Genomic DNA, 24,901 nt, shown 5'->3' with positions numbered 1-24,901 from the left:
TGTCGCTCGCGGGGCGGCATGCCCGTCTGGCCCGCCCGCTTGTTGGCCCGTTCGTCCGCCGGCTTGATCCCGCGATGCAGCGGGCCGCCTTCAAGCCGTGCGGGTTGCCGCGTGCGTACCGGCCGCGTCGGCCGTCATCAACCTGCCTGCGTCGCGTAACGCCGCCCGGACCGTCTCCGGCGTAAACGGCGGCGCGTAGAACCGCACGCCGGTCGCGTCGAACAACGCGTTCGCGACGGCGGCCGGGCCCGGCACCGACGCCGATTCTCCCGCGCCGAGCGGCGGCTCGCCTTGCCTCGGCATCAGCACGACGTCGACGTCCGGCACTTCCGCGAAGGTCAGGATCGGATAGCTTGCCCATTCGCGCGACGCGACCTTGCCGTCGGCGAAGCGCACGCGTTCCTTCAGCGTGCGGCTCAATACCTGGATCACGTTGCCGTGGATCTGGTGGCGCACGCCGTCGGGGTTGATCATCGTGCCCGTGTCCTGGCCGACCGTGACGCGTTCGATGCGGATCTCGCCCGACACGCGATCGACGCTCAGGTCGACGACCCATGCCGACCACGCCGCGCCGAAGCCGGGGAAGCGGCTGTGCACGTAGCGTGCGTAGGCGATCCCGCGGCCGCGCACGAGCCGCGACGTAGCGGGATCATGCGGCGCGCCTGGCACGCGCAGCGTCCAGCCCGCGCGGTCGGCCACGGCCTGCAGCAGCTCGGTCGCGCGCGTGTCCTGCAGGTGGCGCAGCCGGAACGCAAGCGGGTCGACACCGGTCAGCGCCGCGCATTCGTCGACGAACGCATCGTGCGCGAACGAGTTCGGCAATGCCGACACGCCGCGCAGCCACGACGCACGCACGAGCGGGGCAAGATCCTCGCACACGAAGCGGCGATGCGGGCTCGCATACGGCGACACGGCCGTGCGGTCGCCCATCTCGAACACGCGCGGCGCGGGCGCGATCGTGCCGGTCAGCAGCGCCGCGAGCAGCGGCGCGTCGTTCGACGGATAGCGTGTCGTGAAGTCGTAGCCGAGCAGGCGGCCGTCGCGCGTGACGGTGCCGGTCACCTGCATCCGCTGGCCCGCGCCTTTCGGTTCCCACAGATGTTCGTCGGCGCGCGACAGCTGCACGCGCACCGGGCGGCCGACCGCGCGCGACAGCAGCAGCGCGTCGCCGCACACGTCGTCCGCGCCGTTGCGGCCGTAGCAGCCGGCCGCTTCCATCCGCACCACGTCGAAATCGGCTTCGTCGCGCGCGACGAGCGTCGCGAGGTCGTAGCGCAGCGACACGGGGTTCTGCGTGCCGGACCACACGGTGATCCGGCCGTTGCCCGGCTCGCGATAGTCGGCGAGCGCGCAGGACGGGCCGATCGAGCCGTGCATCTGGAACGGCCACGCGTAGGTGCGCGACAGCGTGATCGTGTCGGGCTGCGCACGCGCTGCGTCGACGTCGCCTTCGTCGAGCAGCACGCGGCGTCTGGCCGGCGCGGCGGCGATCGCGGTAGCCGGTTCGTCGAGCGGCGGCAGCGCGGGGAGCGGGCGCCACGTCACGCGCAGCTGGCGCGCCGCGCGGATCGCGTGTTCCTCGCGCTTGGCCACCACGCCGACGAAATCGCCGATCGCGACGACGGCCACGAGCCCCGGCACGTCGGCCACCGATGCGCGATCGACGTCGATCAGCGAACTCCCGACGAACGAGCCGCTGTCATGCCCCGCATACGGCGGCCGCACGACACGGCCGTGCAGCATGCCCGGCACGCGCATGTCGTGCACGAACGTGAGCTGGCCGGTGGCCTTCGCGGGCAGGTCGACGCGCGGCGACGGCTTGCCGACGATCCGGTACAGGGCGGGATCTTTCGTGCGGGTGTTCAGGTCCAGCGTCAGCGCGATCCGGTGCGCGGCGACGAGCGCGGCGAACGTGATCGCCTGTCCATCGGACGAAATCGTTCCATCGTCGACGGCCAGCCGTTCCGCAGCGACGCCGAAGCGTTCGGCCGCGAGCGCCAGCAGTGCATGCCGCGCCTGCGCGGCCGCGCAGCGCAGCGGCGTCGCGGAAATCTGGATCGTCGCGCTCGCGATGGTCGGGCCCTGGTTCGGTGTCGCGGCCGTGTCGCCGAGCACCATCGTCACGCGCGCGGCCGGCACGTCGAGTTCCTCGGCGACGATCTGCGCGAGCGACGTGCGGATGCCGGTGCCGAGATCGACGTGGCCGTTGAACGCGAGGATGCGGCCGTCGTCGAGGATCGCGACGAATACTTCCGGCAGCGCCGGCACGTAGGACGACAGGCTGCCCGGCTGGCCGGGCGCCGGCTTGACGGGCGGCGCGGGCGGCCGGATCACGGTGAGGCAGCCGTTGCGCGCGAGCAGTTCGGAGCGGTTCACGGATGAAGGATCCTGTCGAGGGAGAGGCGGCGCGCCGCTGGATGCAGCGTACGCGGAGCGAGGCGGCCGGCGGCCCAAGTGTCCTGTTCGCGGTGTGCATGGACCGCCATGCCGGTGACCATCGCGAGCGCGCGCGTCCCCAATCTAGGTCGCCAAAAGCGCAGCGTCAATCGCGCGGGCGGGCGTCGGCTGGTCACGCCGTGGGCCCGTCGTGACGATTCAGCGTGCGCGTGCCTGTACCGCGTCGATCGCCGCGATCGCATCGTCGAGCGGCATCACCGCCGCGTATTTCTGCTGCATGTCGAACAGGTTCGCGTCGTGCGGCGCGATCGCGCGATCGCCGACACAGTCGGCGAGCACGAGCGGGCGAAACCCGTGCGACATCGCGTCGACGACGCTCGCACGCACGCAGCCGCTCGTCACGGCGCCCGCGACGAGGAGCGTCTGCACCGCGCGCTGCGCGAGCCACGGCGCCAGTTGCGTGCCGAAGAATGCCGACGGCACGGTCTTGCGCACGACGAGTTCTCCGGGCGCGGGCGCGAGTTCGGGCACGATCGCGCTGTTCGGATGGTGCTCGGTCAACGTCGCCATGCCGGGCACCTTCAGCGAGAACACGTTGTCGTCGCTGCCGTCTTCCGCGTACACGATACGGCTGTGCGCGACGGGCCAGCCGCGTTCGCGTGCGAGCGCGAGCGCACGCGTCGTGCGCGCGATCGCCGGTGCGATGTTGCCGCCGCCGAACGTCGCGGGATCGGCGAAGCCGACCACGAAGTCGACGATCAGCAGGCCGAGGTTGCCGTGCGGCGGCAGCGGCGTGCCGAAGCCCTGTTGGCGATAGACGTTCGCTTCGGCGTGGCGGGAAAGATCGTTCATGGTGTCGGGGGCTCGTCGGTCAGGCGGGTTGGTCAGTGACGCGGCCGTCGCGCACGACGGTCGCGCCGTCGAGTTCGACCGTGCAGCGGCGCAGCGGGATGTCGATGTGGCAGGTGGTCGTGCGGTTGCCGCCGCCTTCGTTGTTCGGACCGAGCGAGAACAGGAAGTTGCCCTCGAACGCGCGCGCGTCCATCCCGATCGTCGCCTCGCGGTCGTACAGCCCGAGCGTCGACCAGCGCGCACGCGGCTGCAGCCCCCAGCCGATATGCGAGATCGCATAGCCTTCGGGGTCGGCGAAGGTCTCCATGTAGTCGCGTAGCAGGTCGGCGTCGACGCCGCCTTCGATGCGCGTCGCATAGCCGCCTTCGACGGTCAGCGCGATGGGTTCGCGCACGTAGTGCTTCTGCGGCAGCAGGATGTCGCCGCGGTCGATCACGATCGTGCCGCGCGCGGTGCGGTCGTTCGGGTAGGTCAGCGCGAAGCCGCTCGGCCAGTGGTCCCAGCGGCCCGGCGCGTCGACGAAGCCGTATTCGGCCGTCGGCGGGAACTCGCCGAGCGGGCACACGAGCGCGGTGCCGGCCGCCGACGTCACGCGCATCTCGCGGGCGGCCGCGATCCGTTTCGCCGCGGCGAGCACGCGCGTGCGGTCGGCCAGCGTCGGCACCATCCGCACGAGCACTTCGGGCGGCTCGACCGCGAGCAGGATTTTCGTGCCGGATTTGAGGATCTCGTGCTGCTCGGGAGAAAACAGCAGCGTCATCAGGTCGAGCACGAGGTCGCTCTCGCGCAGCGCGGCGATCGCGGCCTTGTTGCCGGTCAGCGGCGTCGTGCCGAGATACGCGAGCGGGTCGCGGCTGAACGCCTTGTCGCCGTTCACCGGCGGCAAGTCGAGGCGGTTGACGATCGCGCCCATCGTTTGCGTCGCGATCAGCGCGCACGACAGCGTCTGCGGATGGGTGGCCGCACTCGTCAGGATCGTGACGGTCTGGCCCGGTTCGAGGCGCGACAGCGTGAGCACCTGCTTCCACGCGTCGATCAGTTGGGAATCGCTGACTGGCATCGTCGGCTCCGGTAAAGGCGTGAGGGGAAGGGAGGTCAGGGTCAGGCCGCGAGCGGCGCGCCGAGGAAGTCGCCGAACGCCGCATAGAAGCCCGCTGCGTTGTCCCACGGAATCATGTGGCCGGCGTCGGGCACGCGCACGTGCCGCATCGACGGCGTCGCGCGCTGCAGTTCGGCGACGTCGTCGTCGCGCACCACGTCGCCGCGTTCGGCCGTGATCAGCAGCGACGGCACGGCCAGTTGCGCGGCGTCCGCGTGGAAATCGTCGGTATGAAAGCCTTCGTAGGACGCGCGCACCGCGCGCTCGTCGCAGGTATGCAGCCATTCGGCGCGCAACTGCAGTTCGGCGTCGGTCCAGGTCGGGCAGAACGCGCGCATGCCTTCGGCGTCGGTGCCGGCGCGCGCGAGCGCCATCGAGTCGATGTACCACGGCAGCTTGCCCGGATAGTCGCGGCGGTTCGGGCCCGACACGGGCGGATCGACGAGCGCGACCGATGCGAGCCCGTGGATGCCGCGCCGCGCGGCGCGCGCGGCGATCCGCGCGCCCATCGAATGGCCGACGAGGCTCGTGCGCGGCAGGCCGAGCGCGGCGACGAGGGCCGCGACGTCGTTGGCCTGTGCATCAAGGCTGTAGTCGAGCGACGGCGACGCGTCGGACAGCCCGCGGCCGCGCACGTCGAGCACGTAGGTATCGAACGCCGCGCCGAACACTTCGCCGACGAAACCCCACGTGATCGCGGGGCTCGTGATGCCGGGAATCAGCACGATCGCCGGGCGCGAAGCGCGCGCGCCGGTCGCGCCGCCGTAGCGCAGGTAGTGCTGGCGGATGCCGTTCGCGCGGATGTTCGCGCCATAGAGGAAAGTCGAGGGCATGAAGGAGCTCCGTCTAAAGGGTCGCGCTCAGTACGCGCCGGACAGCAGCGCGCCGGCGCCGGGCACGATCGGCTCGAGGTCGAGCTCGCGCAGCATCGCGTAGGTCGTCGCGATCGCGGCCGTGATCACGGGCTTGCCCGTCATGGCCTCGACCTTCGCGACGGCCGGCAGCGACGGCATCTGCACGCAGGCGGACAGCACGATCGCATCGGCGTCCTGGTACGGCAGCGTCTTCACGATGTCGGGCAGGCGCGCCGGGTCGTGGCGGCCGACGTCGAGGTTGTCGGGGATCTCCAGCGCGCGGTACGCAAGCACGTCAAAGCCTTCGTTGCGGATGTAGTCGACCACGAGTTCGGTCAGCGGCAGCATGTACGGCGCGACGACGACGATCCGCTTCGCGCCGATCACCTTCAGTGCGTCGACGAGCGCGCCCGCACTCGTCAGCACCGGCGCCTGCGCGCCGTTGTCCGCCGTGTGCTTCGTCAGGCGCGCCTGCGACACGCGGTGATAACCGTGCCCCATCGCCATGATCGCGACCAGGCACGCGTAGCCGAGCACGTCGACGCGCGCGTCGCTCAGTTCCACCGCGCAGCGGTCGGATTCGGCGTCCATCGCCGCGAGTTCTTCCTTGACGACCTTCTTCATCCGCATCCGGCTCGAGTGATACGTGAAGCGCTCGGGGCGGATCGCTTCGCGCAGCCGCAGCATCGCGGGGATCTCGGTTTCCATCGTCGTGTTGGAACTCGGCACGATCTGGCCGATGCGGTAGGTCTTGCTCATGACGGAAGGCTCCGTGTCGGTAAGGGTGGGGCGGCACGCGGGTGCGGGATCGCCGGATGTCGAGCAAAGTCTAGTGTGTACATTTGAAAATGGCAATGGATCAAAATGACGTCGATCTTGCGTGTATCGCTTTGTGGTGCCGTTATTCATGGAATTATTGGTGTTTTCCCGAATGCCGTTGCCGCTGACGACAATCCGCTTGTCCTGAATAAATTGAGTGTGTACGCTACATAAACGCCATTCAATCCGCCCGTTCTCGCGCCGCGCTCGGCCCCGGGCCCACGATCAGGAGATCCGCATGAGCACACCCCGTATCGCAATCATCGGCGCCGGTCTCGGCGGCACGGCCGCCGCGGCGCTGCTGCAGCGCGGCGGCTACGACGTCGCGCTGTACGAGCAGGCGCCGGCGTTCTCGCGCCTCGGCGCGGGCATCCACCTCGGCCCGAACGTGATGAAGATCATGCGGCGCATCGGCTGCGAGGACGCGCTGGAGACGATGGGTTCGCATCCGGATTACTGGTACAGCCGCGACTGGCAGACGGCCGACGTGCTCGCGCAGATCCCGCTCGGCGACTACGCGCGCAACGCCTACGGCGCGCGCTACCTGACCGTGCATCGCGGCGATTTCCATGCGTTGATGACGCAGGCGGTGACGCCCGGCACGATCCGCTTCGGCAAGCGGCTCGCGGCGGTGGAGGACACCGGCGACGCGGTACGCCTGACGTTCACCGACGGCAGCGTCGAGACGGCCGACATCGTGATCGGCGCGGACGGCGTGAATTCGCGGATCCGCGAGCACCTGCTCGGCGCGGAACCGCCGCGCTATACGGGCTATGTCGCGCACCGCGCGGTGTTCCCGGCGTCGCTGCTCGGCAACAAACCGTACGACATGTGCGTGAAGTGGTGGTCGGAGGATCGCCACATGATGGTCTACTACGTGACCGAGAAGCGCGACGAGTATTACTACGTGACCGGCGTGCCGCAGGCCGAATGGCCCGAAGGCGTGTCGATGGTCGACAGCAGCCGCGACGAAATGCGCGAGGCGTTCGCGGGTTTCCATGCCGACATCCAGCACCTGATCGACGTGTCGCCGTCGATCACCAAGTGGCCGCTGCTCGAGCGCGATCCGCTGCCGTTGTGGAGCCGCGGCCGCCTCGTGCTGCTCGGCGACGCGTGCCATCCGATGAAACCGCACATGGCGCAGGGCGCCGCGATGGCGATCGAGGATGCGGCGATGCTCGCGCGCTGCCTCGATGAAGTCGGCGTCAGCGACTACGCGGGTGCGTTCGCGTTGTACGAGGCGAATCGCGCGGCGCGTGCGTCGAAGGTGCAGCGCGTGTCGCACAACAACACGTGGCTGCGCACGAACGAGGATCCGTCGTGGGTGTTCGGCTACGACGTGTTCGACGTGCCGCTCGTCTCGCCGTCGCGCAACAGCGTCGCGGCCGTGGCCTGACGCGTACGCGGTGCCCGCGCCGGCCGCTGCTGCGCCGTCGGCGTCGCGAGCGCCGATGCGCCGGGCCGTGTGTTTTTCGGCGTGTTATATGTCAGGCGCGCGCCGGCGGCAGTGCCCGCTGCCGGTCGCCCGCCGCATTCCGGATCCCTTCATGTCCCATCCCGCTTCCCCATCGCGGCCGCTGGCGTTCCGCGTGAACGGCACGCCGCACACCTTCGTCGAGGCCGCGCCCGATGCGCCGCTGCTGCTGGTCCTGCGCAACGACTGCGCGCTCAACGGCCCGAAGTACGGCTGCGGGCTCGGGCAGTGCGGCGCATGCACGGTGCTGGTCGACGGGCAGGCCACGCGTTCGTGCGTCGTGCCGGCCGCCGCCGCGCACGGGCGCGACGTCACGACGCTGGAAGGGCTGGGGTCGCACGACGCGCCGCATCCGATCCAGCGCGCGTTCATCGACGAGCAGGCCGCGCAGTGCGGCTATTGCCTGAACGGGATGATCATGAGCACGAAGGCGCTGCTCGACCGCCATCCCGCGCCGGACGACGCGGCGATCCGCGATGCGTTGCGCTTCAATCTGTGCCGCTGCGGCACGCACCTGGAAATCATCCGCGCCGTGCATCGCGCGGCACGCTACCTGCGAGGCGGCGATGAAGCCTGACGCGGGTTTGCCCGTCGCACCGGAGCGCGTGACGGGCGCCGAGCCGCGCGACGAAGTCGGCGCCGATGCATTGCGCACGCACCACGCGCGCTACGCCTGGCCGATCGGCGATGCGCAGGCAGACGCGCAGGTATCGCTCGACGTCGAAACGCGGACCGCGGCCGACGGGCGGATGACGACCTGGCGCTATCGCGCGCAGGCGGCCACGGACGATCATCACGCGCCGCACGGTGCGCAGACCGAGCGCGCGGATACCGCGCAGGCGGCGACGGACGATCGTCACGCGCCGCACGGTGCGCAGACCGAACGCGCGGATACCGGCCCGACCGAGCCGTTCGTCTACCGGCACGCGCAGACGTCGATCGAACTCGCCGATGCCGGCCACACGATTCCCGGGCACGCGCACGTGTTCGCGCGCGAATCCTTCGTCGACGAACTCGCAGGCGCGTTGCGGCGCGATCCGGTCGCGTTGCGCCTGCAGCATCTCGATGCCGCGCGGGACGCGGGGCCGCGTGAGATCATCCGGATGGTCAGCGAGCGTGCGGCATGGTGCGCACCGGCCGCGGTCGACCCGGATGCCCATGCGCGCCTGAGCGGGCGCGGCTTCGCTTTCGATGGCGCCGCGGCGCTTTCCGGCAACCCGCAGTCGGCCGCCGACGCGACAGGCGACGACGATGCGCGCTGGTCCGCATGGGTCGTGGATCTCGAGGTCGACCGCGCGACGGGCGACGTCGCGGTGCGGCGCGTCGTGGCCGGGCAGGGTGCCGGCGCACCGGGCGGCGCGTCGATGGCCGGCCTGCCCGCATGGCAGATCGAGGCGGCGATTTCGCGCGTGATGGGGGCGCGCCTGTCCGCGCGGCCCGCGTACGACGAAACCGGCATCGGTGCGCAGCCGGATGCGGTCGCTCATGAACTGATTGTGTTCGACGGCACGGACACGGTCCATCGCACGCACGGCGCGCTGTCCGTGCACGATGCGCGCCGGATCGAGCAGGCGGCGGCGCCCGCGGCGGCGGCGATCGCGAACGCGCTGTACGACGCGACGGGTGTGCGGTTTCGCGCACCGCCGTTCGACGTCGCGCGCATTCGCGCGGCGCTCGCGCGACCGGTGGCGGCCGATTCCGCGGAAGCGGGGCGCCGCGACCCGCGTCGCGCCTCACGCTGGCGCCGCTGGCTGGCCGGCGGCGGCGTGGGCGGGGTGGTCGGCGGGCTGATCGGCCTGGCCTGCGCGATCCTGCCGGGCCCTGCGTCCATCGCACCCGTTGCGCCCGGCGGCGCGGACGGCGCGATGTGGAGCGCGGCGACGCTCGAGCGTGGCCGCCTGGTCGCCCTCGCCGGCGACTGCGCGGTGTGCCACACCGCGCCCGGCGGCGCGACCAACGCGGGCGGGCTCGCGCTCGATACGCCGTTCGGCACGATCTACACGACGAACCTCACGCCCGATCCGGACACCGGCATCGGCACATGGTCGTATCCGGCGTTTGCGCGCGCGATGCGCGAAGGCATCTCGCGTGACGGCACGCACCTGTACCCGGCGTTCCCGTACACGGCGTTCGCGAAGCTGAGCGAACCCGACCTGCTCGCGCTCTATGCGTACCTGATGTCGCAGCCGCCGGTGAAGCACGTGCCGCCGACGACGAAGCTGCCGTTTCCGCTCGACCAGCGGCGCGTCGTCGCCGGCTGGAACTGGCTGTTTCACGATGCGCGGCCGTTCGCGCCGGATCCGGCACGCTCCGCGACGTGGAATCGCGGCAAGTATCTGGTCGACGGCGCCGGGCATTGCGGCGCGTGCCATACGCCGCGCAATGCGCTGGGTGCGGAGAAGGGCGGTGTTGCGTACCTGTCGGGCGGCGAGGCCGAGGGCTGGGTCGCGCCGCCGCTCGTCGCGTCGCCGGCTTCGCCGGTGCCGTGGACCGAAGGCGCGCTGTTCGACTACCTGCGCACGGGCTTCTCCGCGCAGCATGGCGTCGCGGCCGGGCCGATGGCGCCCGTCGTCGCGGGGCTCGCGTCGCTGCCGGAGGCCGATGTCCAGGCGATCGCGCACTATCTCGCATCGCTGTCGCCGCCCGTCGACGCAACGGCCGCCGCCGACGCGGCCGCCCGGCAGGCGCGCGGCGCGGAAACCGTCGCGACGCTCGGCCTCGAGAACGGTCGCCGGGCGTTCGACGCCGCGTGTGCGGTCTGTCATGCGGAATCGGGCGGCGTCGGGCATTTCGGCGTACGCCCGCTGATGGGGCTCAACACGAGCGTCAGCCAGGCCGCGCCGGACAACCTGCTGCGCGTGCTGCATCACGGGATCGACCAGCCGGCCACCGGCGAACTCGGCTACATGCCGGGCTTCGGCGACGCATTCGACGACCGGCAGATGGCCGAGCTGGCCGCATATATCCGCGCGCGCTACGCGCCGGGGCAGCCGGCGTGGCGGAACCTGGCGGAGGCGTCGGCACGAATCCGGCAGGCAGCCGCGCATTGATCGGCCGCCAGGCAACGGGCTGCTGGAGGCGGGCGACGGGCGACCGGGCAACCGGCAACCGGCAACCGGCACCCGGCACCCGGCAACCGGCAACCGGCAACCGGCAACCGGACAAAACTACCCGCTGGCGCGATCTGGCCCGGAAAGGGGCGGAAATATTGCCCCATTTTCCTCATCGTTTAACCATTCGAAACAATGTGTTCACTGAAAGGGGCATGATCTCCGGCGATCGAGCAGGCATACTGTCGCCTATGTTGCTCAATGCGCGTCGACCGGCGCGCGCCTGCCCCTCATGTCCATTCCAGTATCCTTTCGAACCTTGCGATGGTTGACCGTCGCGGCTGCCGTATGCTTGCTCGCCGCGTGTTCGACCGCTTCCGACGTGACCGCGACGTCGAACCCGAACGTGTTTACCGTGACGACGCGCACGGTCGGCGTGTCGACGACGTGGGCCGATGCCCATACGAAGGCCGTCGACGAAGCCACCAACTACTGCACGCAGCGCGGCATGCGCGCGAGCATGAAGCAGGAATCGCTGACCAGCGGCAGCCGTGTCGGCGCGCGCTCCGAACTCGCGTTCGAGTGCCATCCGACCTTCGAGACGGCGTCGAACCCGCGCGGTTGAGCGACCGGCGGCGTTGACGCCGCGTCCGTGCCGCACGTTTTCCTTCCCCCGCATGCAAAACGACCCGCGATGCCGTTCAGGCACATCGCGGGTCGGCGCACGTCCGGTGCGGGCGGCGGCGGTTACGCCGGCTGCGCCTCGTACAGCTTCACGCACGCGGAGAAGTCGAGCGTGCCGAGCCCCTGCTGGCTCATCGACTGATAGAGCTGCTGCGCGAGCGCGCCCATCCACACCGGCTGGTGGGCGCTGCGTGCGGCTTCGGTCGCGAGCCCGAGATCCTTCAGCATCAGGTTCGCGGCGAACCCGCCCGCGTAGCCGCGCGCGGCCGGCGCGGTGTCGCTCACGCCCGGATACGGGTTGTACGCGTCCGAGCTCCAGCAGCGGCCGGTCGACGTATTGATGATGCCGGCCAGCACGGCCGGATCGATCCCGAGCGCCGCGCCGAGCGCCATCGCTTCCGATACGCCCATCATCGAGATCCCGAGCAGCAGGTTGTTGCAGATCTTCGCGATCTGCCCGGTGCCCGTGCCGCCGCACTGCACGACGTTTTTCCCCATGTCGAGCAGCACGGGGCGGATGCGCTCGAACAGCGCGGCGTCCGCGCCGACCATGAAGGTCAGCGTGCCGGCCTGCGCACCGCCGGTGCCGCCCGACACGGGCGCGTCGGCGAGCGGGAAGCCGCGCTGCGCGGCGGCCTCGGCCACCGCGCGCACAGTGCCCGGATCGATCGTGCTGCAGTCGATCAGCGCAGCGCCGGCGCGTGCGCCGGCCAGCACGCCGTCGTCGCCGAGGTAGACCGCGCGCACGTGCTGCGCAGCCGGCAGCATCGTGATCACGACGGCGCCGCGCGCGGCCGCTTCACGCGGCGAGCCGGCGGCCGTCGCGCCGGCACGTACCGCGACGTCGACTGCGTGCGCGTCGAGGTCGAACACCGTCAGCGCGTGGCCGGCTTTCAGCAGGTTGGCGGCCATCGGGCCGCCCATGTTGCCGAGTCCGATGAATGCAATTTCCATGTGCAGGCTCCCGGGGTCAGCGCAGCGCGATCGTCGTGTTCACGCCGCCCGCCGTCGCGTCGTCGTCGAACCAGCGCGCGGTGACCGTCTTCGTCTGCGTATAGAACTGCACGACCTGCTTGCCGTACGGGCCGAGATCGCCGAGCTTCGAGCCGCGCGAGCCGGTGAAGCTGAAGTAGGGCACCGGCACCGGGATCGGGATGTTGATGCCGACCTGGCCGATGTCGATCTCGCTCTGGAACTTGCGTGCGGCCGCGCCGCTCTGCGTGAACAGGCCCACGCCGTTGCCCATCGGGTTCGCGTTGACGAGCGCGATCGCTTCGTCGAGCGTGTCGGCTTCGAGCACGACCACCACCGGCCCGAAGATTTCCTCCGTGTAGATCGACATGTCGGTCGTCACGCCCGAGAAGATCGTCGGGCCGACGAAGTTGCCCTGCTCGTAGCCGGGCACCTTCACGTTGCGGCCGTCGAGCAACAGCGTCGCGCCTTCCTTCACGCCCGCATCGATCAGCGACAGGATGCGTTCCTTCGCCGCCTTCGACACGACCGGCCCGACGTCCGTGCCGGCTTCCGCGCCCGCATTGACCTTCAGCGCCTTCGCCTTCTCGACGAGCTCGGGCAGCCAGTCGCGCGCCTTGCCCACCAGCACGACGACCGACGTCGCCATGCAGCGCTGGCCGGCCGCGCCGAAGCCCGCGCCGACGAGTGCGTTGATCGATTGCTCGCGGTGCGCATCGGGCAGCACGACCGCGTGGTTCTTCGCGCCCATCATCGACTGCACGCGCTTGCCGTGCTGGCTGCCGAGGTTGTACACGTGCGTGCCGACGCGCGTCGAGCCGACGAACGAGATCGCCTTGATGTCCGGATGCGTGCAGAGACGGTCGACCACCGTCTTGCCGCCGTGCACGACGTTCAGCACGCCTTGCGGCACGCCGGCCTCGATCGCGAGTTCGACGAGCTGCATCGTCGACAGCGGGTCCTGCTCCGACGGCTTCAGCACGAACGTGTTGCCGCACACGATCGCCATCGGGAACATCCACAGCGGGATCATGCCGGGGAAGTTGAACGGCGTGATGCCCGCGCACACGCCGATCGGCTGGCGCAGCGTGTAGGTATCGACGCCGCCCGCGACGTTCTCCGCGAATTCGCCTTGCTGCAGCGTGCCGATCGAGCACGCATGCTCGACCACTTCGAGGCCGCGGAAGATGTCGCCCTGCGCGTCGGGCAGCGTCTTGCCTTGCTCGGCCGTCAGCGTGTGCGCGATCCGTTCGAGATTGCGGCGCACGAGATCCTGGAATTTCAGCATGATGCGCAGCCGCGCGCCGATCGGCGTCGTCTTCCAGGTCTGGAACGCGCGCTGCGCGGATGCGATCGCGGCATCGACCTCGTCGAGCGTCGCGAACGGCACGCGGCCGATCACTTCCTGCGTCGCCGGGTTGACGATGTCGCCCCATTCGGCGCTTTGCGATTCGACGAACGCGCCGTCGATCAGCAGCTTGGCGGTGGGCAGGGCGAGGGTGGTCTGGGGAACTGCGGCGTTCATGGATGTCTCCGTAAAGCGGTGTGACGATGAAAAGGGTGTCTGCTTGCGCCGCGCGTGGAGGCGCGGCGGGCAGCAGGCTGAACTGAAATCGATCGAATGCGGGCCGGCGCGCTCACGCGCGTGCCGGTCGCATCAACGCGGTACACATGAGCGCGAACACGCCGAAGCCGACGAGGTACGCGATCACGTAATGCGGCTGGCCGCCGCCGGCCTTGAGCAGCGACGTCGCGATCATCGGCGCGAAGCCGCCGCCGATCACGCCGGCGAGCTGCACCGACAGCGAGATGCCGCTGTAGCGGATTTCCGCGGGGAACTGCTGCGCGAACAGCAGCGATTCCGGCGCATAGAGGATCGGGAACACGACGCCGAGGCCGAGCACGATCGCCCACCACGCGTACGACACCTGCTGCGTGCCGAGCATCATGAAGAACGGCGCGGCGAACGCGCACATCAGCACGAGGCCGATCGCGAACATCCGGCGCTGGCCGATGCGGTCGCTCAGGTGGCCGCACAGCGGCATCGTGACGAGCGACAGCGCCGCGCCGGCCGTGATCGCATGCAGCATCTCGGCCTTCGGCAGGTGCAGCTGCTGCGTTGCGTAGGCGAGCGCGAACGTGACGACCATGTAGAACCAGGTGTTCTCGGCGGCGCGCGCGCCGACGATCGTCAGCACCTCGCGCGGATGGCGGCGCAGCGCGGCCGTCACTGGCGACTTCTCGGCCTTGCCCTGGCGCTGCATCTTCTCGAAATCGGGCGATTCGGGCACCTTCGCGCGGATGAACCAGCCGAGGCCGACGAGCGCGATGCTCGCGAGGAACGGCACGCGCCAGCCCCACGACAGCATGTCGGCTTCCGGCAGCGCGGCCACCGCGGCCATCGCGACCGACGACAGGATCAGGCCGAGCCCGACGCCCGTCTGCGGCAGGCTGCCGAACAGCCCCTTGCGGCCCTTCGGCGCGTGTTCGACGGCCATCAGCACCGCGCCGCCCCATTCGCCGCCGACGGCCATCCCCTGCAGGAAGCGCATCGCGATCAAGAGCGCGGCGGCCCAGTAGCCGATGCGGTCGTACGACGGGATCAGCCCGATGATCATGCTCGGCACGCCCATCAGCAGCAGCGTGATCATCAGCATCGACTTGCGGCCGATGCGGTCGCCGAAGTGGCCGAACACGATGCCGCCCATCGGCCGGCCGATGAAGCCGACCGCGAACGTGCCGAACGCGGCGAGCGTGCCGACGACCGGGTCCAGCGACGGGAAGAAGATGCGATTGAAGACGAGGGCGGCGGCGGTGCCGTAGAGGAAGAAGTCGTACCACTCGATCGTGGTGCCGGCCATGCTGGCCCAGCCGGCCAGCAGGTAGTGCTTCGCGGTGCGCGCGGGCGCCGGCGCCGCGACTGTCGCATGCTCATCGAGGGTGGATCGGGTCTGCATGGTGTCTCCGTGGTGGTGCCGCGGCTCGTGGTCCGCAGGTCACGGTCGAGTATAGTTATGCGCAGATTCATCATGTACCGATAAAGAAACCGGTTGGATGTGCATTTCTGCATATCGACGGCCGGCCCGGAGACTCCAGCCCCTTTTTTCCTCGTCGATGCGAACTGCCACCGAGCCGGTTTCCGGCAACCTGAACTGGGACGACCTGCGCTTTTTCCTCGAAGTCGCGCGCACGCAGCGCGCGAGCGGCGCCGCGAAGCGGCTGGGCGTCGACTACACCACCGTCGCGCGGCGCATTCGCGCGCTCGAGGCCGCGATGGGCACGCTGCTGTTCGACAAGTCGCGCTCCGGCGGCTTCACACTGACGGCCGAAGGGCAGCGGCTCGTCGCGTATGCGGACGCGATGGAGACGACCGTGCAGTCCGCGTGCGACCAGGTTGCGAACACGGGCGAGGCGCTGTCGGGCCATGTGCGGATCGGGTCGACGGAAGGGTTCGGCTGCTTTTTCCTTGCGCCGCAGCTCGCGCAGTTTCGTGCCGAGCATCCGCACGTGACGGTCGACCTGCTGCCGGTGCCGCATTTCGTCAACCTGCCCAAGCGCGAGGCCGATCTGGCGATCACGCTCGAGCGGCCCGAGCGCGGGCCTTACGTGGTCACCAAGCTGTGCGACTACCAGCTGCGGCTCTATGCGACGCGCGACTATCTCGCGAACCATGATCCGATCACCTGCACCGACGATCTCGCGCGGCACGCGTTCATCAGTTACGTCGACGATCTCGCGTTCAGCAACGAGCTGCTGTACCTGGACCGCGCGGTGCCGGGCGCGACGGCCGGGCTGCGCACGACGAGCGTGATCGCGCAGTATTTCGCGGCGCTGCAGGGCGGCGGGCTGGCGATCCTGCCGTGTTTCATGGCGGCCACGCAGCCGGCGCTGGTGCCGGTGCTGCCGGACGACGTGGTCGTCACGCGGTGCTTCTGGCTGACCTGCCGCGAGGATCTGCGCAAGCTGCGGCGCGTGACCGCGCTGTGGGATTACCTGCGCGCGGCGGCGGACGCGAATCGCGCGCTGCTGTCGGGGGAGTCGGGGAAGCTGAGGTTCGTCGGCGAGCCGGAATAGTGCGTGACGTGGCCGCGGCGAAGGCGGCTGTGCGGTTCATTGCGTGAACACGACCCGGCGGCGAACCGGCCGGCAAGCGAAGCATTGAAGAATCGGGGAATCGGGGGCAAGACAGATGGCATTGACGCATGCGGGCAAGGTCTTCGTGGTGTGTGTGGCGGTCTTTGCCGTGGCCGCTTATTGGCTCGCGTCGCGCATGGTGCGCCGCCAGTCCGGCGCCAGGCACGGTGCGAAGGGGGCGCCGAATCGCGGCGCGGTCGCATTCTGGTGGCTCGTGTGCTTTTGCCTGCTGTCGCTGTTCTTCCCGTTCGCGTACTGGATCGGCGACGAACTCTACGTACTGGCGGTCTCGCCGAAATACGAGGCGACCGTCGTGTCCTATACGTCCGAGTGGGATACCTGCGAGCGCCGCGACAGCGACGGGCGCACGGATAAATATCAGTGCATCAAGTACACGTCGATCATGGAAGCCGTGATGCCGGATGGCCAGCGGGTCGTGCTGCCGGGCACCATCCGCTCGGGCAGCGTGCCGGTCATCGGCGAGCGCGTCGATGTCGTGTTGCCGCAGGGCGCGAATCAACTGCACGAACGCAGCGTGCGCAGTGTCGGCCTGCTGGCCGGCGGCGGGCTGATGGTCGCGATGATCGGGTACTTCCTCTACCTGATCGCGGCGTACGGCGCCGGCCGGAACCTCGACCGCGCGGCCCGCTTCGGCGTGGCGGCGGTGATGAACGGGCTCGTGCCGCTCGGCGCGCTGCTGATGGAAATCGGGTTCCTGAGCGTGCCTTACCGCTACTGGGCGCGAGGGAATCCGGAAGATTGGCCGGTGTGGGTGCTGGCGCTCAGCCTGCTGTTCGCGCTCGCGCTGCTGCCGTTGCTGCTCATCTACGTGCGCACCGCGTGGCGGGCGGTCGTGAAGTAACGGAGGCGGCGGGGCGGTTGTGCCATGATGTCGGCACCGACAGCCGCCAGGAGACGGTCGTGGAAATTCATTCGCAGTGGACGTTCGATTGCCGGCCCGAGCATGTCTGGCCGCATTTCCTCCATGCCCGGATGGACGATACGCGGCCGTTGCTGTTCCGCCTCGGCGTGCCGAAGCCGGTCAGTTGCCGCGTGCTCGAAGGCGTGCCGGCCGTCGGCAACACGCGGCAGTGCACGACCGATCGCGGCACCATCGACCAGCGGATTCTCGTGCTCGACGAGCCTCGCCGGCTGCGTTACCGGATGGTGGCGTCGACGGTGTGGTGCCGCGACTGGGTCGGCCTGCTCGAGGACGAATTCACGCTGACGCCGATCGAAGGCGGCAGGACCCACGTCGAGCGGCGCACCGTGTTCCAGGCGCGCGGCCTTTTCAAGCTGGTTCGGCAGATCGGGTTGTGGCTCGCATTGCAGCAGGCGCACCGGTATGCGGCGCGCAACTGGCGGCGCCTCGCGATGGCGGCGCAGGGGCGAGCGGTCGAGACGGCGTCGGCGCGCTAGGCTTTGGGAGCCGGCGCCCGACGAGCCGCTGGCCACCCCGCGACCGCGCACCGGAACCCGGTTTTCAACGCGGGCACTCGAGCCGGTCCGCGAGTTCGTTCAGATCCCTGACGTCGAAGTCCCACGCATCATCGGCTTTCAGGTCGGTCGTCTGGCCGGGCCCGTGTTCGGTCGGCCGCAGCACGAACGCGGTCGACAGCCCCTGCCGGCGCGCGGCCGCGAGATCGCCGTTGTGCGCGGCGACCAGGCACAGCTCGGCCGGCTCGACGCCGAGAATCTCGACCGTATCGCTATACACCTGCGGCGACGGCTTGTACGCGCGGACCACCTCCGCACCGAGAATCGCATCCCACGGCAGCCCCGCGCGTTTCGCGACGTCGACCATCAGCCGGATGTTGCCGTTCGACAGCGGCGCGATGATGAAGCGTCGCTTCAGCCGTTGCAGCGCCGCGACGGCGTCGGGCCACGGGTCGAGGCTGTGCCACGCGAGGTTGAGCGCGTCGATGTCGGCGTCGGGCACGTCGTCGATCCCGTAGCGGTCGAGCGTGCGGACCAGGTTCTCGCGGTGCAGGACGTCGAGGCGCACGTAGCGGCGGCGGCCGCTGCGGATTTCTTCCATCGACGGCGAATATTCGGCCCGCCACGCATCGGCGAATTCGAGCGGGTCGAGCGCGGGGGCATAGCGGTCGAGGAACGCGGCGGCGCCGCGTGCGACGCCGCTTCTCCAGTCGACGATCGTTCCGAAGACATCGAAAACGAGCGCCTTGATTTCGGCAGGGTTCGTCATGGTGATCCCGTGAGGGTCGATCGATGAGGTAGTGAATCGCCGTGCCGCCCGATTGCGCGGCGCCGGTTCGATCGTCATTGAATCACGGATACGGAAAGTGGGTTGGGACGATCGCCAGGTCGAACGGCCCGGCCGCGTCGCGCGTGAACTGTTCCCTGGACGCCGGCGGCCCGCGAGATTCGCGGGTGACGCACCTGGCATCCTGCGCGCAACTCCCGTCTCGCCGCCCCGGCTCGGGTTACTCCGGACGCAATTTTCCGACAACCCGCAATAAGCAGATATCGCCGCATCGGGCCGCTCTCTACCATTTGTCGAACGGCTGAGCGCCGCGCCGATGGCCGGCCTGCGGGCACAACCACACCGCGCAGCGTGAGAGCCGATGAAACGGAGCGCCGCCATGGAGGAGAGGAATCCGCGACCGCGGCGTCGACTCGTCGCGTTGATCGCGACCGTGTCGGCGCTGGTGTTCGCCTACGGTGTGGCACGACATCTGTCACACGCGTCGACACGCCCCCCGGATCAACAGGTTTTTTCCGTCGACGTCGATCGGGACAAGGCACCCTGGGAGCGATCCGTGATTGCGATTCGCGAAGGCGTGCCGGCGCATATCCGCGTGCGTTCGCGCGAGGCGGGCGTGCTGATGGCGCATGAAATCCCGGGTGCGCTCGCGGCCTGCACATCCGGAACCGATCAGTCGATGGACATTCTCCCGGTCGGAATCACCGGGCGCTTTTCGCTGCACTTTCACAGCCGGACCGGCGAGCAGATCGAGGTGGCGGTCATCGAGATCTATCCGGATAACTAACGATAAAGATGGAACGGAACGTAACGAAACTCGAAACGAAGTTCGAAACAGGAGGAGGCAAAGATGCACGCACTGAATCGCCTGGCGATCGCGTTATCGCTCGGCACACTCATGCTCGCCGGCTGCGGCGGAGACGACAACGTCACGACGAGCGCGACGCCCGCCGTATCGGTGGCCGACTACGTCGTGCCGCGCGTGCCCGGCTGCAGCCCCGGCGATACGCCCGAGACGGCGCTGCAAGGGCAGGTGCCCGCCGCGCTGCGTCAATCGGGATTCGGCGGCTTCAACTGCAACCTGAAGCGCGTCAGCCAGGTGCAGGGCGAAGGCGCGTCGTGGTCGGCCGCGACCTACACCGACCGGCAGGGCAAGACGTGCTTCTACCACGCGACGATGGGCGCCACGCCGGCGTTCAACAACCCCGATGCGCCGCCGCGCGTGAACCCGGGCGTGCCGGTGATCGACATCACCGATCCGGCCAAGCCGGTGCGGGTGAGTTCGATGACGTCCACGGCGATGATCGATCCGTGGGAATCGCTGCGCGTGAACGTCGCGCGCGGGATTCTCGCCGCCGATAACGGGCTCGGCGGCGGCGCCGGCCCCGAAGTCGACCTGTACGACGTGGCGACCGACTGCACGCACCCGCAACTGCTCGCGAGCGTACCGATCGGCACGGGCGCCGACGGCGGCATTCTCCCGAGTGCCAAGCCGATGGGCCATGAAGGCGGTTTCTCGCCGGACGGCTTCACGTATTACATCGGCGGTGCCTATTCGAAGTCCTACTACGCAGTCGACGTGACGATCCCGACGCGGCCGAAGCTGATCTCGGCGATCACGATGGCCGACCTGGGCTTCGGGGCGGTTCCGCACGGGTTGTCGGTGAGCCAGGACGGCAACCGCGCGTACTTCATCGGCCTCGGCAACACGGGCGCGGCGGCCGGCGCGGGCGCACCGCCGCTGGACAACGCGAACTCGAACGGCGACAACGGGTTCTTCGTCATCGACACCAGCGAAGTGCAGAGCCGGCGCCCCAATGCGCAGATGCACCGGATCGCGACGGTGCCGGTGCGCGACGGCAGTGCGGGGCAGCACACGATTCCGTTCAAGGTGGGCGGCAAGCCTTATCTGGTCGAAGTGGATGAAGGCGGCTCGGGCGGGATCCAGGATCCGGGCGCGGCGGGCGTGAAGGCCGCGTGCAACGCCGGGATGACGCCGTTCCCGCTGGGCCATATCTACGACATGTCGAACGAGGCGGCGCCCAAGCTCGTGTCCGAGCTGCGGCTCGAAACGCATGCGGTGCAGAACTGCAGCAAGGTGATGCCCGACATCCTCGGCCTTTCCACCTTCACGTACGGGTCGCACTACTGCAGCGTCGACAACCGGGAGAACGCCACCGCGCTCGCGTGCAGCTACTTCAACTCCGGCGTGCGCGTGTTCGACATTCGCGATCCGGCGAAGCCGAAGGAAATCGCGTACTACAACCCGCCTTCGGCAAAGTCGCCCGGCGCCGGTTCCGCGCACCTGATGTTCGGCCAGTACCGCCCGGGCGGCCCGGACTGGTGTGCGTCGCGTCTCGATTTCGACTTCGACCGCCATTTGCTGACCACGGCGTGCCAGGACAACGGACTGCTGGTGCTGTCGTTCGAGAATGGGGCGTGGCCGTTCCCTGAAAGCACGAAAGCGACGGAGATCGGCAATTGATGCACGGCAGACAGGTTGCTCGCGGGTCGTCGCGTGAAGCGATCGCAACCGGCAGGGCAGGCGTGCGAGGCCGCGCCCGGAGAAATCCGGGCGTGGCCGGGCTGGCCCTGCTGGCGGCGCTCGCCATGCCGCTGACGTGCTCGGGGTTCGAAGCGGACGTGCACTTCGGCCTCACGTTCTGGCTCGCGCGGCAGGCGGGATTCGCGCCCGGTGAAGCCGACGCGATTGCGCTCGCCGACCAGCGGCTGGATGCCGGCTCGATCGAATACATGACGTCGCCGCTGCAGTTCGCTTGCCTGTCGCGCTTCGCGCCCGATGCGCGGGACACCCAGGTGGCGCACTATCCGAGCGAGACGCGGGTGCCGGCCGCAGCGGCAGCCCGGGTCGTGGTGCCGGACGGCCCGGCGCCGCGCTCGTTGGTCGACGCCGCGCTGCGGCGTGCGGAAGGGCGCAACGCGGGATTCATGCTGGGCGAGTTCGGCCGGGCGCTGCATGCGTTGCAGGATGCGTGGGCGCACCAGGGTACGCCGTCCGTACTGGACTGGCGCCGCTATGGGATCGAATGCGACGCCGGTCTGGCGATGGCCGCGCCAGTCGAGCGCGGTGGTCCGGCCGGCCACGCCGCCGAGATGACCTGGCGTTGGCCCGTCGATACGGAGGCGATGGCGAAGTCGACGTATCTGCAGATGATTCGTTATCCGAAGATCAACGGTGCGTCGAGAAATGCGCTGCCGTGGGAGCAGGTCCGGCCGATGCTTGCCGGTTTCATCGACGCGCGAACCAAGCATGCGAAAGCGGGCTGGTTCGTTTCGAACGGCGTGAAGGACACATCGTTTCTCGACGGCACGAGCCTGCCGGACGGCCCCGCCTGGCAGGCGGTCCGCTGGCACGGCCGGCGCGACGTGCCGAAGCCGGCCTCGCCGGGCGCGCAACCCGGCGTCGACAAGGGGCTGACCGATTTCTACGCGCGCTTCTTCAGCGACTGGGTCACGACGTCGCCGGTGGACAGACGTTGGCTGCCCGCCCTGGCTACCGGCCGCGCCGGCAAGCCCGACGGCGCGCTGGTCGAGCAGTTGACCGGCTGGCGCTTGCGGGATCACGGTGCCTATCTCGCCATCGGAACCCCGTCGCAGCCGACGGCAAGCGCCAGCGCGATCTTGCGCAACCGTGTGTCGTTCGCGGTCTTCAAGTCGTTGAACGATGCGGTGCTGCCGCTCATCGTGGAGGGCGACAAGCCGTCGCCGATCCTGCCGTTCCTGGTGTTTCCGCTGCCCGATTCGGCGGACGGCAACAAGCGCGCCGTCGCGTTGATCAAGCTGCTCGATGCACCGTACGACACGATCGGCGTGGTGTCGGAGCAGGGAAGCGGGGCCGGCTGGAAGGTCACGGGACTGATTGCGTCATCCGATTACTGACATGCACGACGACTTCGAATCCGGTGCGAGCCACCCGCCCAGCCTCCACGCACCGCGCCGTAACGCGTGGCGGGCCGCGGGGGCGGCCGCGCTCCTCGCCTGCGCGCCGACCGGTGCCGACGCGCATGCATGGAATATTCCCTACTACCTGCCGGTGCCGTTGTGGCTCTATGCATACGCGGCGACCGGCACGCTCGTGGTGTCCTTCATGATCCTGGCGTTCGCATCGGGCTCGGGCGCGCATGTGCCGGTCACGCGCGCGCCGGCGATCCGCTGGCGGCGGGCATGGCGGATACCGGCCGTGGCGCTCGCTGCGGTGCCGGCCGTCAGCCTAAGCTTCGTCATCCTGCTGATCGTGTCGGGCCTCTTCGGCACCCAGAATCCGTTCGTCAATCTCGGCATGTCGGGATTCTGGCTGTGGTTCTACCTGGGGTCGATCTATGTCAGTGCGGTGTTCGGCGACCTCTACGCGTTCACGAATCCGTTCGCATTGATGCTGCGGATCGCGGCGCGCTGCGCCCCGGCAATCGACCGGGGCCGGTATCGCTATCCGCGTGGCCTCGCATCGTATCCCGCGCTGTTCGTGTATGTCGCGCTGATCGCGCTGGAGTTGTTCGGCGCGGCACGGCCGCGAGACGCCAGCCTGTTTCTTGCCGGCTATGCAATCTACGCATTGGCCGGTTCATTCTGCTTCGGCCGCGACGTGTGGCTCAGGCATTTCGATGCGTTCGGCATCCTGTGCGGATTGTGCGCGCGACTGTCGCCATTCGAATGGCGTCGCGGGTCGGCGCGCGAAATCGGCATCAGGCTGAGGAATCCGGTCACCGCGATGGCAGCGGAGCCGCCGTTCGACACCAGCGTCGTGATCTTCCTGTCGTTCATGCTGTCGTCGACGGCCTACGACGGCCTGCGCGATACGGCCGTGTGGAACACGTTCTTCTGGCGCGGCATCTATCCGCTGATCGTCGCGGTGTTGCCGGCGCTCAAAAACAACTACGCGATTGCGGGAGACCTCGTGCTCGCCGGACAGTGGGCCACCTTTGCCGCGGTCGGGCTGGCTTACCATGGGCTGTTCCGGGGCTTCTGCGCGCTCGGCGCGGCGGGGTCGCGTTCAGGGCTGGATGGCGGCGCGTTTGCGCGGCAGTTCTGCCTGTTGCTGTTGCCGATCGCGCTGTTCTACAACGTGTGCCACTACTTCACGCTGTTCATCGATCAGGGGCGGCAGGTCGTTTCACTGCTGTCCGATCCGCTCGGCATCGGCTGGAACCTGCTGTCGATCGAACCGGCGCAGGTCGCGCCGACCGCGCTCCTGATCAACGTCGGCACCATCTGGCACGCGCAGGTCCTGCTGATTCTCGCCGGCCATGTGTTGAGCGTGGTCGTCACGCACGCGATCGCCGTCCGTCATCGCGTGCTGGCCGGCACCGTGGTGCTCAACCAGTTGCCGTTGCTGGTGCTGACGATCGCGCTGACGATCAGCGGCCTGTGGATCCTGTCGCTGCCGCTCGCGTGACGTTCGCGGCACGCGGCTTGAGCCCGGACGGCGAGCATCCCCACCGTTTGCGGAAGGTTGCGGAGAAGTGGCTGGTGGTCGAGAAGCCGCACGCGAGCGCGGCCTCGGTCACATCGCATCGTCCGCGTTCGATCAGGTCGCGGGCGGCTTGCAGCCGGGTTTCGACGATGTACTGATGCGGCGTCATCCCGTTGGCCTTCTTGAAGTTCCGGATGAACGAATACAGGTCGCCGGGGTAGTCGACCGCTTCGGCAAGCGTCACGAGCGTCAGCGGATCGCGGAAGTTGTCGCGGATGTACTCGACGGCCCGTCGCATGCCCTGCGCATGCGTGTACTCGCGGGCCTTGCGCGTCGACTCGAGATACGACATGCGGCCGAGCGCGGCCGCGCCGAGGGTTTCGACGTAGGTCGGCCCCGACGGCATCCCCGCGACCGCATCTTCATGAATACTCCGGATGATCTGCACGAGCAGATCGTCGCTGACGTCGAAGCGGGGCACGGCCGGCACGGTCGGCGTGCTGGCCAGCAGGCCGGAGCGCGACAGCCAGGCCACGTCGAAGTGGACGGCGAGCCACTCGATATCGTTCGACCACCGGCTGGAGCATGCGAAGCCGGGCGGCACGTAGGTCAACGGCGTGCGCATCACGTGCGCGGCCCAGCCGTTGCCGTCGGTGCGCATCTCCAGTCCCGTCGGTGCGCGCAAGTGCAACGTGAAGACGGGCTCGGTCGTCTCGAGATCGATCACCTCCGACGCGTTCGCGATGTAGTGATCGATCGCGACGACGCCGCGCGACGGCGTCGCAAGCTGCCGTTTCCAGCTCGCGGGCGGTTGCCAGTTCGACCGGCGTCCGTCGGGATGTTTCACACATACATAGTTCAACGCTGGCCGGTTCTGCATGCCGTTTCCCTTCATGTAGCCCGGATCCGGG

At 69.0% G+C, this 24,901-nt stretch carries 21 protein-coding genes; 11 read left to right on the top strand and 10 right to left on the bottom strand.

Annotated elements, in window-relative coordinates; genetic code table 11:
• Positions 1–90: 90 nt before the first annotated feature.
• The 5 genes from LGM56_RS07520 to LGM56_RS07500 all read right to left on the bottom strand — a co-directional run bounded on the left by LGM56_RS07520 (position 91) and on the right by LGM56_RS07500 (position 5,961).
• Positions 91–2,376 carry a xanthine dehydrogenase family protein molybdopterin-binding subunit gene (locus LGM56_RS07520; protein ID WP_226203879.1) on the bottom strand — a complete coding sequence of 762 codons (2,286 nt, stop codon included), beginning with the start codon at positions 2,374–2,376 and terminating at the stop codon, positions 91–93.
• 219 nt (positions 2,377–2,595) lie between these two features.
• Positions 2,596–3,249, bottom strand: coding sequence for an isochorismatase family protein (locus LGM56_RS07515; RefSeq protein ID WP_226203877.1), 654 nt, complete (start codon positions 3,247–3,249; stop codon positions 2,596–2,598).
• Between the two features lie 19 nt (positions 3,250–3,268).
• Positions 3,269–4,309, bottom strand: coding sequence for a 2,5-dihydroxypyridine 5,6-dioxygenase (locus LGM56_RS07510; RefSeq protein WP_226203876.1), 1,041 nt, complete (start codon positions 4,307–4,309; stop codon positions 3,269–3,271).
• Between the two features lie 41 nt (positions 4,310–4,350).
• Positions 4,351–5,181 (bottom strand): alpha/beta fold hydrolase, encoded by an 831-nt coding sequence (locus LGM56_RS07505; RefSeq protein WP_226203874.1) that lies wholly within the window; start codon positions 5,179–5,181, stop codon positions 4,351–4,353.
• 27 nt (positions 5,182–5,208) lie between these two features.
• Positions 5,209–5,961 carry an Asp/Glu racemase gene (locus LGM56_RS07500; RefSeq protein WP_060212471.1) on the bottom strand — a complete coding sequence of 251 codons (753 nt, stop codon included), beginning with the start codon at positions 5,959–5,961 and terminating at the stop codon, positions 5,209–5,211.
• Between the two features lie 298 nt (positions 5,962–6,259).
• Between LGM56_RS07500 and LGM56_RS07495 the strand changes: the two genes are divergently transcribed.
• The 4 genes from LGM56_RS07495 (at position 6,260) to LGM56_RS07480 (ending at position 11,170) form a co-directional block, all read left to right on the top strand.
• Positions 6,260–7,417, top strand: a complete 1,158-nt coding sequence (locus LGM56_RS07495; RefSeq protein WP_226203872.1) for an FAD-dependent monooxygenase — start codon at positions 6,260–6,262, stop codon at positions 7,415–7,417.
• A 151-nt stretch (positions 7,418–7,568) separates the two neighbouring features.
• Positions 7,569–8,072 carry a (2Fe-2S)-binding protein gene (locus tag LGM56_RS07490; RefSeq protein ID WP_175239450.1) on the top strand — a complete coding sequence of 168 codons (504 nt, stop codon included), beginning with the start codon at positions 7,569–7,571 and terminating at the stop codon, positions 8,070–8,072.
• Positions 8,062–10,545 (top strand): cytochrome c, encoded by a 2,484-nt coding sequence (locus tag LGM56_RS07485; protein ID WP_226203870.1) that lies wholly within the window; start codon positions 8,062–8,064, stop codon positions 10,543–10,545. The genes LGM56_RS07490 and LGM56_RS07485 overlap by 11 nt, the downstream gene beginning before the upstream one ends.
• Before the next feature lie 292 nt (positions 10,546–10,837).
• Positions 10,838–11,170: a hypothetical protein gene (locus LGM56_RS07480; protein WP_089474557.1), complete on the top strand. Its 333-nt coding sequence runs from the start codon at positions 10,838–10,840 to the stop codon at positions 11,168–11,170.
• Between the two features lie 122 nt (positions 11,171–11,292).
• Here the strand turns inward: LGM56_RS07480 and mmsB are convergent, their stop codons facing one another.
• From mmsB to LGM56_RS07465, 3 genes are all read right to left on the bottom strand, one after another.
• Positions 11,293–12,183, bottom strand: coding sequence for a 3-hydroxyisobutyrate dehydrogenase (mmsB, locus tag LGM56_RS07475; RefSeq protein ID WP_089497285.1), 891 nt, complete (start codon positions 12,181–12,183; stop codon positions 11,293–11,295).
• 16 nt (positions 12,184–12,199) lie between these two features.
• Positions 12,200–13,726: a CoA-acylating methylmalonate-semialdehyde dehydrogenase gene (locus LGM56_RS07470; protein ID WP_226203868.1), complete on the bottom strand. Its 1,527-nt coding sequence runs from the start codon at positions 13,724–13,726 to the stop codon at positions 12,200–12,202.
• Between the two features lie 112 nt (positions 13,727–13,838).
• On the bottom strand, positions 13,839–15,158 hold the full coding sequence (locus tag LGM56_RS07465) for an MFS transporter (RefSeq protein ID WP_089474560.1): 1,320 nt from the start codon (positions 15,156–15,158) through the stop codon (positions 13,839–13,841).
• 157 nt (positions 15,159–15,315) lie between these two features.
• Between LGM56_RS07465 and LGM56_RS07460 the strand changes: the two genes are divergently transcribed.
• The 3 genes from LGM56_RS07460 (at position 15,316) to LGM56_RS07450 (ending at position 17,754) form a co-directional block, all read left to right on the top strand.
• Complete coding sequence (locus LGM56_RS07460) at positions 15,316–16,275, top strand: LysR family transcriptional regulator (protein WP_089497283.1); 960 nt, start codon at positions 15,316–15,318, stop codon at positions 16,273–16,275.
• A 115-nt stretch (positions 16,276–16,390) separates the two neighbouring features.
• On the top strand, positions 16,391–17,197 hold the full coding sequence (locus LGM56_RS07455) for a uracil permease (protein WP_226203866.1): 807 nt from the start codon (positions 16,391–16,393) through the stop codon (positions 17,195–17,197).
• 59 nt (positions 17,198–17,256) lie between these two features.
• A complete protein-coding gene (locus LGM56_RS07450) occupies positions 17,257–17,754 on the top strand; it encodes a hypothetical protein (protein WP_226203864.1) in 498 nt (165 codons plus the stop codon).
• Positions 17,755–17,818: 64 nt separating this feature from the next.
• Here LGM56_RS07450 and LGM56_RS07445 read toward each other — a convergent pair whose 3' ends face one another.
• On the bottom strand, positions 17,819–18,541 hold the full coding sequence (locus tag LGM56_RS07445; protein WP_226203862.1) for a haloacid dehalogenase type II: 723 nt from the start codon (positions 18,539–18,541) through the stop codon (positions 17,819–17,821).
• Between the two features lie 397 nt (positions 18,542–18,938).
• Between LGM56_RS07445 and LGM56_RS07440 the strand changes: the two genes are divergently transcribed.
• The 4 genes from LGM56_RS07440 (at position 18,939) to LGM56_RS07425 (ending at position 23,972) form a co-directional block, all read left to right on the top strand.
• A complete protein-coding gene (locus LGM56_RS07440; RefSeq protein WP_226203860.1) occupies positions 18,939–19,346 on the top strand; it encodes a hypothetical protein in 408 nt (135 codons plus the stop codon).
• A gap of 63 nt (positions 19,347–19,409) precedes the next feature.
• Positions 19,410–21,044: an LVIVD repeat-containing protein gene (locus LGM56_RS07435; protein WP_226203858.1), complete on the top strand. Its 1,635-nt coding sequence runs from the start codon at positions 19,410–19,412 to the stop codon at positions 21,042–21,044.
• A gap of 92 nt (positions 21,045–21,136) precedes the next feature.
• Positions 21,137–22,459, top strand: coding sequence for a DUF6765 family protein (locus LGM56_RS07430; RefSeq protein ID WP_226203856.1), 1,323 nt, complete (start codon positions 21,137–21,139; stop codon positions 22,457–22,459).
• Position 22,460: 1 nt separating this feature from the next.
• Complete coding sequence (locus tag LGM56_RS07425) at positions 22,461–23,972, top strand: hypothetical protein (protein ID WP_226203854.1); 1,512 nt, start codon at positions 22,461–22,463, stop codon at positions 23,970–23,972.
• Here LGM56_RS07425 and LGM56_RS07420 read toward each other — a convergent pair.
• Entirely contained in the window at positions 23,935–24,837 is a 903-nt protein-coding gene (locus LGM56_RS07420) for an AraC family transcriptional regulator (protein WP_226203852.1), read from the bottom strand. The two genes, LGM56_RS07425 and LGM56_RS07420, sit on opposite strands and share 38 nt — an antisense overlap.
• Positions 24,838–24,901: the final 64 nt, after the last annotated feature.

The organism is Burkholderia sp. AU38729 (genome assembly GCF_020419725.1).
GTDB lineage: Bacteria > Pseudomonadota > Gammaproteobacteria > Burkholderiales > Burkholderiaceae > Burkholderia.
This window is presented reverse-complemented; position numbering and strand designations above follow the sequence as displayed.